This is a genomic window from Streptomyces sp. NBC_01003 (assembly GCF_045162695.1).
Taxonomy (GTDB): Bacteria; Actinomycetota; Actinomycetes; order Streptomycetales; family Streptomycetaceae; genus Streptomyces.
Genome location: NZ_CP108707.1, coordinates 10,167,570 through 10,178,999, shown reverse-complemented (window position 1 = coordinate 10,178,999; position 11,430 = coordinate 10,167,570). Strand labels below are relative to the sequence as shown.

Below are 11,430 nucleotides of genomic sequence, written 5' to 3'. Positions count from 1 at the left end.
GAGGGTGCGGTGGTCGGCTGCGGTCATCGGACTCCCTTCACGCGCAGGACCGCCACCGCGCCGAGCAGCGCGAAGACCAGGGCGAGTGGGAAGAGCGTCCGGTACCCGCCGAGCCAGAGGACGACGGCTCCGGCGATGGCGGGCGCGAGGACCTGCGGCAGGGTGGCCGCGACGTTCACGACGCCGAGGTCGCGGGCGAAGGACCGCTCGGAGGGCAGCACTTGGGAGATGAGGGCCGTGTCCACGCCCTGGAAGCAGCCGAAGCCGATGCCCACCAGGAAGGCCATCGCGGTCATGCCGGTCAGGGTGGGGACGGCGAACGGGATGAGCATGGCGCAGCCGATGAGGGCCGCCGAGGCGACGACGAACACCTTCCGCCTGCCGAGCCGGTCCGAGAGAGGGCCGGTGATCACGGCGGCCGGGAGCAGGCCCGCGACGGCGGTCAGTGCCAGGGCGGGTACATGGTCGATCGCCTCGTCGTGCAGGCCGATGTAGTCCTGGAGGATGTAGAGCTTGTACCCGAAGACCAGGAAGTACGACAGGTTCGTGCACAGCCTGCTGACGAACACCCAGAAGAAGTCGGGGTACTTACGCGGGTTCGGCAACAGCCCTGCCAGGAACTCACGGACCCGAAAGGGCTCCTGGGGCGCGTCCCGGCTCGGGCGGTCCGGGTTGAGGATCACGAAGACGACCGCCAGGGCCGTCGCGAGCGCGGCGAGTACCACGTATGCCGTGGTGATCCGCTCCTCGAAGACGGCGGCGAAGATCTGGCCGAGGAGCGAGCCGCACATGGAGCCGAGGCCGGTGACGGTGGAGAACAGGCCACGCCTCTCCGGTGGCACCCGGTCGGGCATGACGGCCGAGAGCGGGCCCACCGCGAAGTTGTAGCCGATCTGCACCAGGCACCAGAGGGCCAGCAACGCCGGTACGGAGTACGCGAACGCCATGCCGATCAGGGCCAGGCCACCGGTCGTCACACCGGCCACGATCCAGGGCCCACGCCTGCCGAAACGGCTGCGGGTCCGGTCCGACACGGCTCCCGCGACGGGCTGGGCGACCATCGCGAGGAGCGCGCCCACCGTGGTGACGACCGCGAGCGTGCCCACCTTCGCGTCCTCGCCGACCGTGCGCTGGACCTGGAGTGCCAGCAGGGTGCCGGGGACAGCTCCCCATACGAGGGCGACGCCGAGGTTGGCGGGGCCGATGCATGCCATGAGGCGGCGCAGCGCCCGGCCGTCGACCGGTGAGGCCGCTCCCGCCGGATCGGCAGGGAGCAGGGAGGGTGCGCGGAACTCCCCAGGGGGTCTCGCCATCGGGACCTTCTTTCGGTGGGCCGCACCTGCGACTGGCACAAAACAGTACGGCGTACTGTTTTTACTGACAAGGCTTTGCGCAGGCGCGATGGCGGCCGAATAGGGTGGGCGCGTGACAGTCAGAAACTCCTACCCCAAGGGGGTCGCCAAGCGGGAGGAGATCCTCAAGGTCACCCTTGAGATCTTCGGCCGCGAGGGCGAGCGGAACACCACCCTGCGGATGGTCGCCAAGGAGAGTCACATCAGCCTGACCGGGCTGATGCACTACTTCGAGTCCAAGGACCACCTGCTCACCGAGGTTCTGCGCGCCAACGACCGTGCGGCCGAGGCGCGCTTCCGCGACCCGGACGTCGCACGCGATCCAGGCGAATTCCTGGCCAAGGCCCTGACGGCGAACGCTGCCAACTCCGCCCGCGTACGCCTCTACGTCACTCTTGCCGCGGCCTCGACCGACCCCGCACACCCGGCCCACACGTACTTCAGGGAACGCTTCGCCCTGCTGCGCACCACGATCGCCGAGCACCTCACGGCCGAGCAGCGGGCCGGCCGAGCGAGCCCCGGGCTCGACCCGCACTTCACCGCCTCAGCCCTCGTCGCGGCGACCGACGGCATCCAACTCCAGTGGCTGAGCGACCCCGACATCGACATGGCGGACCACGTCCGCGGGGTCTGGCGAATGCTCACCGCGATGCCCGGCTCGGCGGACGCCGCCGCATCACGCGGGTAGCGCCTCAGACAGGATCGGCCACCTCGTGGCCCGTGACCGCTCGGGCGTAGGCGCGCAGGGCGGTGATCACTTCAGTGCGGGTGCGGCGGCCGGCGAGGACCTCCATCTGGTAGCCGTCCTCCATGGCGACGAAACTGGCGGCGAGCAGGCGCGGCGGATCCTGCAAGGCGAAGTGCCCCTGAGCCTGCCCCAGGACCAGGATTCCCGAATACACGGCGATCTGACGTTCCGTCAGCGCGCTGTCGAGGGCCGCCGCCTTGGCGTCACGCAGACAGCGCGGCCAGTACTCGAACAGGAGCCGGGTCAGCACGTCGTCGGGGCCGCTCGCAACCCCCTTGTCATCAGGGGTGGGCTGCCATTGGGCAACCCGGAAAGCAACTTGGAAGGCAGTCTGGAAAGCAAGCTGAAAAGAAACCTGTACGGCCACCCGCCACCGAGAACTGCCGCCGCAGTCGGTGACTCCGACCGACGCAGACACGACTGCGCCGTGAGGGCGTGGATGGTGATGTCGACCGGCACCGGAACGGGCAGCTCGTCGCCGGCCACCTCGTACACCACCGTCTTGAGCGCCATCACCTTCAGCGCGGTCTCCAGCAGTACCGGGGCATCGCGAGTGACGTCGAACTCGACGATCAGCGGACCGCCGCTTCTAGCCGGACAACTGTGCCCCTTCACACCGCTACGCGGTGCGTGGGGCCTCACTGCCCGGTGCGCCGCGCCCGGCCAGTACCTGACGCGGGCGGGCGCGTTCGAGTAATTGTCAAGACTTGTGGATTGGCAGCCCGCCGGGTGAGGGGTCGGTCTTGCGTTCCAGCAGTGTGACCGTGACGCCGGGCGCAATCTGACGCTTGCTGGTGGGGGTGAATCCGCGCCTTTGGTAGAGGGCGAGCGCGGGCTGGTTGGCGGTTCCGGTGGAGACCAGGGTCACGTCTGCGGGTTCCATGACGTCCAGACTGTTGAGCAGCGCTGTAGCGATGCCGCGGCGATGTGCGCGCGGATGGACTACGAGTCGGCAGATGTCCAGGGTTCCGTCGTGTAGTCGGGTCCAGGACACTGCTCCGGCCAAACTGATCTCGTCGGACACCCCAAGGAAGGACTCGGTGCAGCCGCGCAACTCCTGAAGGGTTTCGTGCAGTGGCGGGATGCCGTCGAATCCGATGAGTTCGGCCTCCACAGCGTAGGCAGCGCGCTGAAGTTCCCACAGCTGCCGCAGGGTGGCTGAATCAGCCAGGTCCAGCCGGTGGGGTTCGCCTAGCTGTCGGCGGGGCGTTGCGCTGATATCGCTGTAGCTCGTCACGCCGTGATCGTCTCAGAGCGCTCTATCAGCACGCCACGTTCGAAACAGGCTCCGGCGCGGACCAAGGCGACGAGGTGAGGTGCGTTCACCGCTCGCCAGCGGGCCTGGGCGGATTCGACGAGTTTGAAGACCATGGCCAGGGCGGCGGGCGCGCTTCCAGCACCTCTGGTGACCTTGGTCCGCAGCCGGACGGTCGCGAACGTCGACTCGATCGGGTTCGTCGTGCGGAGGTGGATCCAGTGTTCGGCGGGGAAGTCGTAGAACGCCAGCAGTTCCTCAACATCGCCGGTGATCCTTTTGACAGCCTTGGGCCACTTCGCGCCGTAGGCGTTCTCGAAGGTGGTGATCGCCTTGAGGGCGTGGTCGCTGTCCTCGGCGTTGTAGATGTCCTGCAGAGCCTTGCGGGCGCCTGGCTGGGCCGACTTCGGCAGCGTGTTGATCACGTTGGCCGTTTTATGAAGCCGTAAATAATCAACTTGTCGGTGTGTCGGTTTCTTCATCCGCGACGGCAAGGAGTTCGGTGGCGGTGCGGTAGCGGGTGGTGGTCGGAGGTCGGAGAAGCCCGCCTTCGGCAAGCAGGGGCCGGATCTCGCGGACGGCGTTCCCGATCGAGGACCTGCTGCTCACGTCCCCCAGCACGTCGGCGAGGACATCCAGGGTGCACAGCTTCCGCAGGTAGCGGATGGCGACGACGATGCGTTCCCTGTCGCCGAGCTTCTGCGGGAAGACGCCGCCGCGGCTGCCCGGCTGGCGATCTGCGCCCCGGCGCTGGTAAGAGGCACGCTCGACCTGGGCAACCTGGCGTGGAGCGAGGCGGCGAGCGAGCGCATCCAGCTCCGTGCGGGACATGCCGGTAAGCCGCGGATGCGACAGGCTCTCCACTATCCGGGTGCGCGGCGGGGTCCTGTCGGTGTCGAGGAAGGCCATCAGCGTGTGCGCCGTTGTGAACCGGCTGGGGGCGTAACCGGGCTGGTGGCCGTGGTCCTTCGTCCTGATGACAATGGAGAACGACACGGCCAGCCGGCGGCGTCGCGCGGCCTCGTCATCGGGCGGCGGCGAGGAGGGCCACAGGCCGCCGGCAGTGGCGAAGGCCTGTGCCAGTGGGTCGCGGAACAGCGCGTTCTCCCGCTCGGTCTCCAGCGCCCGCACCACCGACGCGTACGCGGGCTTCGACAGCGGCACGATGATGCTGCGGAAGGTCCGCCAGGGCCCGGCTCCGTCCACCCGCGCAGCCCAGCTCCCGAGGCAGTGCGAGGAAGAACGAGCAGAAGAGGTAGATGAAGAACGGGTTGGCGATGAACGGCACGATCTGCGCCTGGTACGTGTCCAGCCAGCCCAGCTCCGTCATCATCAGCAGCAGGGGGATGGCGAGCGCCTCGAACGGGATGATGATGAGCGCGACCACGGCCGCGAGCACGACGTTGCGGCCGGTCCAGCGGAGCCGGGCGAGCGCGTAGCCGAACATGCTGTTGACGACGAGGCCGAGGCCGACCGTCGCACCGCACACGACAAGGGAGTTGAGCAGCAGACGGCCGAAGTTCGAGCGCTCCCAGGCGCTGGTGAAGTTGTCGAGCGTCGGGTGCAGCGGGATCAGAGCGCGCCAACTGCCGCCGTCGGCGAGGACAACGGCGTTGGGCTTGAGCGCACCGGCGAACATGAAGACCAGCGGGAGCAGCATCACCAGCGCGATGAGGCCGCAGATGACGTAGTGGAGAAGGAGGTTGTGGGTGGGGCGGGAGCGTCCCGTGGAGCCCTTCGTCGAGCGGCGTCCGGGGGCGGTGAAGAGGGTCATCGGACGGCGCGCTCCTCACGGGCGAGCCGGCGCTGGATGAGCGTGACGGCGAGAACGAACAGGAAGAAGACGACGGCGATGGCGGACGCCTGGCCGATCATGCGCCGGGGGTAGCCGGTCTGCACCATCATCGTGCGGGTGGAGTCCGTGGGCCCCGCCGGGGAACTGCGGCATCATGTAGACCTGATCGAACAGGCGGAAGGCGAAGATCGCCGTCACGTTGATCACCAACACCCGGGTGTTGCCCAGGCCCGGGAGCGTGACGTGGCGAATCTGCTGCCAGGCGTTCGCCCCGTCGACCCGCGCCTCCTCGTAGAGCGAGGCGGGGATGGCCTGGAGACCGGCGAGGAAGATCACCATCTTAAGAGATCATCTCAATTGGCGATGCCGGTAACCTGATGCTGTGTTGCTGACTGAGCGTCTGGTCCCTGATGGACTGTGGGAGTTGTTCCAGCGGGTGGTGCCGGAGGCGCCGACTCGGCCACAGGGTGGTGGTCGGCGCCGTCATGGGGACCGTGAGGTGTTGGCGGCGATTGTCTTCGTGGCCACGACCGGTTGTACGTGGTCGCAGGTCCCGCCGGTGTTCGGGCCGTCGGGGGCCACGGCTCACCGCCGGTTCATGGAGTGGAGCCGACAACGGGTCTGGGCGAAACTGCATCGTCTGGTCCTGGACGAGCTGGGGGCTCGAGGCGAGCTCGACTGGTCACGATGCGCGATCGACTCGGTGAACATGCGCGCCCTGAAAAAGGGGACCTGACGGGTCCGAATCCTGTAGATCGGGGCAAGTACGGTTCGAAGATCCACTTGATCACCGAGCGGACCGGACTGCCGCTTTCCGTCGGCATCTCCGGCGCCAACCTCCACGACAGCCAGGCCCTCGAACCACTCGTGCGCGGCATCCCACCGATCAGATCCCGGCGCGGTCCACGCCGCCGACGCCCCGCCAAGCTTCACGCCGACAAGGCCTACGACAACCGTCACCTGCGGCAATGGCTCCGCCTACGCCACATCACACCCCGCATCGCCCGCAAGGGAGTTGAGACGTCACAGAAGCTGGGGCGCCATCGGTGGACCATCGAACGCACCATGGCCTGGCTCGCCGGCTGCCGACGTCTCCACCGTCGCTACGAGCGCCAGGCAATCCACTTCCTGGCCTTCACCAGCATCGCCTGCACCCTCATCTGCTACCGCAGACTCACCAATTGAGATGATCTCTAAATCCGACGCCCTGCCAGACCGAGGTCAGCACGATCGCGAGCATCGCCCTCCGTTGATGGTCGGTGACGTGGCGGCACACCCGAAGACAGGGCAGGTGTGGGAGCTGCCGTCCTTCCTGCCCATCGGGAAGGACGCCCAGGGCCGCGAGCGTCGCGCACTGCTCGTCAACCCGGCCTTCCCCGATGGTCCCGGCGAGTACAGCAGCAAGTACGTCTTCTACTGGGTCGGCGTCTGGGACGGCTCCTCCCGCACTTGGACGCCCGACAGCACCGTGCCCCAACTGCTCGACTGTGGCGAACACTTCACAAGCCCCGCGGCACGGTCGACGACAGGGGGCGCTCCCTGGTCTTCACCATCGCCCAGGACCGGCGCTCCGAGCAGGGCCACTACGACTCCGGATGGGCACACAACGCGGGCCTGCCGATCGTGCTGTCCCAGCGGGCGCACGGCGACCTCGCCTTCCAGCCCGTGGCCGAGGTCGCGAACCTCCACGACGGCGCGGCTCTCGTGACCATTGACAGTGCGACCTCCGTCTCCGCCGCGAACGCCACCCTTGCCTCGGTCACGGGCGACCTCCTCCACATCAAGCTGACGATGGAGGCGGGCAGCGCGGGCACGCTCGGCCTCGACGTACTGCGCAGCCCAGGCGACGAGGAACGCACCCGCCTCTTCTACGACACAGCCGCCAAGGAGCTGGGAGTGGACCGGACCCGGTCCGGCAACGTCTCCAGCGCCGTGCCGGACCTCGGCATCCAGAAGGGTCAACTCGCCCTCACTCGACGGCAAACTGAGCCCGGATGTGTTCGTCGACCGCTCGACCATCGAGGCGTACGCGAACACGCACCGCTCGATCACCACCCGGGCGTACCCGTCCCGCACGGACTCCCTCGGCCTGCAGCTCTTCGGCGAGGGCAGCACCGTCACGTCCTTGTCGGTCTGGAAGATGGGAGGCATGGCGGTCTGACCCCGGCGTCGACGTCGCGCCCGCCCCGCCTCCTCCGGCGTCAGGTCACCGGGTCGAGGAAGGTCAGCACCGAGGCATCTTCCTCGATCAGCGGGGCGAGCGCGGCGTTGAACGGGCCGCCGTAGGGGGCCTTGAGGTGTGCTTGGAAGGCCGCCTCGTCCCGGTACGCCTCGAAGATCCAGTAGGCGCGGGGCTGGGACGCCTTGGTGTAGACCTCGAAGGCGAGGTTGCCGTCTTCCTCGCGCACCTCTTTGGCGTACTCCAGGATCAGGCGGGCGACGTCGGCCTCCGTGCCCTCGCGTGCGGTGAATTCGGCGAGCAGAGTCTTGTTCATGGTGGCGTGTCCTGTGTGTGGTCGGGGTCGGGTCAGTCGCGGTAGGAGTTCAGGTGCCAGACGCGGGCCTGGTCCAGAGTCACCGAACCGTTTTCGGCGAAGACCTGGACTCCCTGGCTGTCCGGGTTCGGGAAGATCTGGTCGGTGATGGCTGCCTCGCCGCCGCCGCCGAAGACCTCGACGGACGACCAGTCGACCAGGACCCTCAGCTTCACCTTGCCGTTCTTCGCCTTCAGGGGTGCCCGCTGTACGCCGGGGAAGGCGTCGCTGAAGTCCACAGCGCCGGAGTGGGTGCGGTCGACGTACAGCTCCTGTGTGGTGGTGTCGTATCCGATGACGGTCTCCTCGCCCCCGGCACCGGTACGCACCTTCAGGCCGAAGTGGTCGGCGTCTTTGAGGGAGAACGTCGCCTCGATGTCGAGCGCCTTCCCTGTGGCAGCCGAGCCGCCCAGGGGCTGTGAGGTGTCCTTGACCGTGACACCGGTTGCCGTCACCGCGGTCTTCTGCCGCAGGGACTTGAGGCTGTCGACCGGCTCGCTGGTCAGCCGAATCCGGCCGTCGACGGTGCGCAGAGCCATCTGCCGGGGAACGCTCTGCGCGCTCCGCCAGGAAGAGGTGGGGATGGCGCCGCCGTATTCCCAGTCATTCATCCAGCCGATCATGTAGCGCTTGTCGCCCGGCACGTTCTCCCAGGACACGGCCGCGTAGTAGTCCTTGCCGTAGTCGGCCCAATTCGCCCGCTGCACAATGGACTTGGCGGGCTCGGCGGCGGCAGTGAACTGGTCGGCCAGGATGTGGCCCATGCCCGCGGTGTTCATGTCGACGATCTGGATCTGCGCCTGCTTCCCCGCGTAGGGACGGAGGTCGAAGGAGGCCCAGTCGAGTGTCTCGGTGTCGGAACCGGTGGCGGTGCGGACCACCTTTCCGTCGACGATCAGGTTGACGGAGGTCTCCTGGGAGACGGGCTGAGCCTTCGTATCGGACAGCACGATGTTGTCGATGTTGACGTGGCCCCAGCCGCCGGTGTTGTCGTCGACGATTCTGATCTGCGCCTTCTTGCCGTCGAGGTCTTTGACGTCCCAGGAAGCCCAGTTGAGTGCCTCGGTGTCCTTGCCGGTCGCGCTGCGCACCACCTGGCCGTCCACGAGGAGTTCTACGGCGGTGGGGTTCTCGGAGCCGGCCGGGTGATTGCCGCCGCCGACAAGGAAGTTGACGTAGTCCTTGTCGAGGGTGAACTCCGGCGAGGTCAGCGTGCCGGTGGTGGAGTCGCCGTCGCGGAAGGTGTTGACCAGGCCGCCGCCCAGGTATCCGGAGACCTCCTGTTGGCCCGGGAGGGTGCCGGTGGCCGGTGCCGGGCCGAAGGCGTCGCCGGTCGTCGTCCAGTCGCCGTAGCTGCCGCCCTCGAAGTCGGCGAGGACCGTGCCCGTGGGCGGGTCTCCCTGTTCCAGGACTGTTCCGTCCCGGTGCGGGTGCCGTCCGCCGCCGACCTTGAAGTTCAAGTAGGCGCTGTCGACGGTGAATTGGGGCGACGTGAGGATGCCAGTGGTGCGGTCACCGCCGTGGAAACTGTTGGTGAGGCCCGCGCCGTCGAAGCCGGTGACCGCGCTCTGTCCGTCCACGGCGCCAGCCGCGGGGCCGTCACCGAACGCGGTGCCACTGGCCGTCCACGTACCGAAGCCGGTGCCTTCGAAGTCCTGCCGGACGGTGCCGGGAGGCGGGGTGTACGAGCCGGTGTCCTCGGCTGTGAACTTCTTGCCGTCGAAGTCGCCCACGAAGTACTGGGCTCCCGAACCCCCGGCGATCCCACCGGGGTTGAGGTTGACGACCAGCACCCACTTGGTTCTCTTCTTGTCCCCGTCGACCGGGAGGGGGAACAGGTCGGGGCACTCCCACACACCTCCCGTCGCACCGGCCGGACCGAACTCGCTGAGCAGGTTCCAGTCCTTGAGGTTCTTGGACGAGTAGAACCGCACCTTGTGCTCGGTGGAGAGCGAAACCGTCATCAGCCAGCTCTTCGTCGGCGCGTACCACTGGACCTTGGGGTCGCGGAACTCCTTGGAGCCGATGTCCAGGACGGGATTACCCCGGTACTTGGTCCAGGTGCGGCCCCGGTCGGTGCTGTAGGCGAGCGCCTGCGCCTGTATGCCGGTGGCCTTGTCGAGGCTGGTGTAGATCGCCACCATGGGCGGGTTCTGCTTCGTGCCGAACCCGGTGGTGTTGTCCCGGTCGACGACCGCGCTGCCGGAGAACACCATCTCCTTGTCGTCGTGCGACAGCGCGAGCGGAAGCTGCTTCCAGTGCACGAGGTCCGTGCTGACGGCGTGCCCCCAGGACATGTCGCCCCAGGAGTTGCCGTTGGGGTTGTACTGGTAGAAGAGGTGGTACTCGCCCTTGTAGTACAGGAGGCCGTTGGGGTCGTTCATCCAGTTCTTCTGCGGGGTGAAGTGGAACTGGGGCCGGTAGGTCTCGGAGTACGAGGGCGCGTCGGACGCTGCGGCGTGGGGAGCCAGCGGGGCGGCAGAGAGAGCGCAGACGGTCACCGTCGCCGCCGCAATCAGCCGTCTGTGGGCATGCCGGAATACACGTACAGGGCTCATGAGGTCTCCTGCGCTGCGGCCGGTCCGCACAACGGGCCTACTGCCCGGCGCGGACTGATCGGAAGTGAGTCCTTGCCCGGCCGTCGTCCACGACACGGGAAGGAAAGGGATGTCATCGATGACATCGTGGCGAGCCGATGATGAGCGCAATCCGGTCACCGCGTCAACGGTTCGGGCACAACGTCCCGTTGAACGACAATCCGCCCGTCAGGCGCGCTACCGCGTGGCGAGCTGCTCCACCTGGCTCCGCCACGGCGGGTTCGGGCCGGGAACCGAGCAGGTCAGAGCCGCGACACGGGTGGCGAACCGACAGGCGTCCGCCACGTCGTCGAGACGGAGCTTCGACAACCGGCCGCCGAGGAGTCCAACGGCGCCGAGGTGGTGCAGCAACCCGGCAGTGAAGGAGTCCCCCGCGCCGACCGTGTCGGCGACGACCGCCGGCACGGCGGGCACCCGGAATCGTTCGCCGTCGAGCGAGGCCAGGACGCCGCCGGCGCCGCGCGTGATCACCACGAGCCGTGCGCCGGCCGCGTGCCAGATGTCGCACGCCTTCTCGGGCGAGGCGTCGGGCAGCAGGAGTTCCAAGTCGTCCTCGCTCAGGCGCAGCACGTCGGCAAGGTCGCACCAGTGCGCCAATCGGGCGCGGTAGACCTCGGGCCGCACCAGCAATGGCCGGACGTTGGGGTCGATGCTGATCGTCGCGTCGGGAGCGGCGGCCGCCAGGAACTCCTCCACGGCCGCCGCCCCGGGCTGCCGCACCAGAGCCAGGGAGCCGGTGTGCACGCAGGCGGTCCCGGACAGGTCCACGCGCGCCAACTCCCTTGCCGTCCAATGCCAGTCGGCCGTGTTCTGCGCGTGGAAGGAGTACGTGGCCTGCCCCTGGGCGTCCAGTTCCGCTATGGCCAGCGTGCTGGGCTCGCCGGCCTCGACGGCGTACGTCAGATCCACGCCGGACGCCTCCAGGTGGCTCCGGAACAGCCGGCCGAACACATCGCCGGACAGGCGCGCCAGGAGTCGGGCCGAGGTGCCGAGCCGGGCCAGCGCCACCGCCGTGTTCGCGGGTCCGCCGCCTGGCTGCACGCGCAGCACGAGCTCGTTCGAGGCCTGCGCCGGCTCGGTGAAGGCGTCGGCGACGCACTCTCCCAGGACGGTGATCTGACGTGGAGTCATGGGCTGCTCTTCTCTCGG

Annotated in this window: 11 protein-coding genes and 3 pseudogenes; 3 read left to right on the top strand and 11 right to left on the bottom strand. The window is 68.0% G+C overall.

The genetic code is table 11. The features are described 5' to 3' along the window. Positions 1 to 23: 23 nt before the first annotated feature. Positions 24 to 1,313, bottom strand: a complete 1,290-nt coding sequence (locus tag OG698_RS47045; RefSeq protein WP_406110531.1) for an MFS transporter — start codon at positions 1,311 to 1,313, stop codon at positions 24 to 26. A gap of 112 nt (positions 1,314 to 1,425) precedes the next feature. On the opposite strand from OG698_RS47045, the gene OG698_RS47040 reads away from it, so the two are divergent. After that, positions 1,426 to 2,040, top strand: coding sequence for a TetR/AcrR family transcriptional regulator (locus OG698_RS47040; protein WP_329580485.1), 615 nt, complete (start codon positions 1,426 to 1,428; stop codon positions 2,038 to 2,040). A 4-nt stretch (positions 2,041 to 2,044) separates the two neighbouring features. On the opposite strand, the gene OG698_RS47035 is transcribed toward OG698_RS47040, so the two are convergent. The 7 genes and pseudogenes from OG698_RS47035 to OG698_RS47005 form a co-directional block, all read right to left on the bottom strand. After that, entirely contained in the window at positions 2,045 to 2,518 is a 474-nt protein-coding gene (locus tag OG698_RS47035; RefSeq protein ID WP_406110528.1) for a hypothetical protein, read from the bottom strand. Positions 2,519 to 2,800: 282 nt separating this feature from the next. Beyond that, positions 2,801 to 3,337: a GNAT family N-acetyltransferase gene (locus OG698_RS47030; protein ID WP_406110526.1), complete on the bottom strand. Its 537-nt coding sequence runs from the start codon at positions 3,335 to 3,337 to the stop codon at positions 2,801 to 2,803. Next, positions 3,334 to 3,795: pseudogene (locus OG698_RS47025) on the bottom strand (transposase); the annotation flags it as partial. The pseudogene OG698_RS47025 and the gene OG698_RS47030, both read right to left, overlap by 4 nt. Before the next feature lie 13 nt (positions 3,796 to 3,808). Next, positions 3,809 to 4,486: a hypothetical protein gene (locus OG698_RS47020; RefSeq protein WP_406111698.1), complete on the bottom strand. Its 678-nt coding sequence runs from the start codon at positions 4,484 to 4,486 to the stop codon at positions 3,809 to 3,811. Beyond that, entirely contained in the window at positions 4,380 to 5,129 is a 750-nt protein-coding gene (locus OG698_RS47015; RefSeq protein ID WP_406110524.1) for a carbohydrate ABC transporter permease, read from the bottom strand. The genes OG698_RS47020 and OG698_RS47015 overlap by 107 nt, the downstream gene beginning before the upstream one ends. Then, positions 5,126 to 5,260 (bottom strand): hypothetical protein, encoded by a 135-nt coding sequence (locus OG698_RS47010; RefSeq protein ID WP_406111794.1) that lies wholly within the window; start codon positions 5,258 to 5,260, stop codon positions 5,126 to 5,128. Before OG698_RS47010 ends, OG698_RS47015 begins: the two co-directional genes overlap by 4 nt. 166 nt (positions 5,261 to 5,426) lie before the next feature. After that, positions 5,427 to 5,489, bottom strand: a pseudogene (locus OG698_RS47005) (hypothetical protein); the annotation flags it as partial. A 49-nt stretch (positions 5,490 to 5,538) separates the two neighbouring features. On the opposite strand from OG698_RS47005, the gene OG698_RS47000 reads away from it, so the two are divergent. Then, positions 5,539 to 6,335, top strand: a protein-coding gene (locus OG698_RS47000; protein WP_376692667.1) for an IS5 family transposase whose coding sequence is annotated in 2 segments (ribosomal slippage) — positions 5,539 to 5,871 and positions 5,874 to 6,335 — 795 coding nt in all. Because the reading frame shifts where the segments join, the coding sequence is not laid out codon by codon here. Between the two features lie 108 nt (positions 6,336 to 6,443). Continuing rightward, a pseudogene (locus OG698_RS46995) lies at positions 6,444 to 7,311 on the top strand (GH32 C-terminal domain-containing protein). A 40-nt stretch (positions 7,312 to 7,351) separates the two neighbouring features. Here OG698_RS46995 and OG698_RS46990 read toward each other — a convergent pair. The 3 genes from OG698_RS46990 to OG698_RS46980 form a co-directional block, all read right to left on the bottom strand. Continuing rightward, a complete protein-coding gene (locus OG698_RS46990; RefSeq protein ID WP_406110522.1) occupies positions 7,352 to 7,645 on the bottom strand; it encodes a putative quinol monooxygenase in 294 nt (97 codons plus the stop codon). A gap of 32 nt (positions 7,646 to 7,677) precedes the next feature. Further along, the gene (locus tag OG698_RS46985) at positions 7,678 to 10,242 is read right to left on the bottom strand and encodes a GH32 C-terminal domain-containing protein (protein ID WP_406110520.1); all 2,565 of its coding nucleotides are present in this window, start codon (positions 10,240 to 10,242) and stop codon (positions 7,678 to 7,680) included. Positions 10,243 to 10,458: 216 nt separating this feature from the next. Then, positions 10,459 to 11,412 (bottom strand): carbohydrate kinase, encoded by a 954-nt coding sequence (locus tag OG698_RS46980; protein WP_406110517.1) that lies wholly within the window; start codon positions 11,410 to 11,412, stop codon positions 10,459 to 10,461. Positions 11,413 to 11,430: the final 18 nt, after the last annotated feature.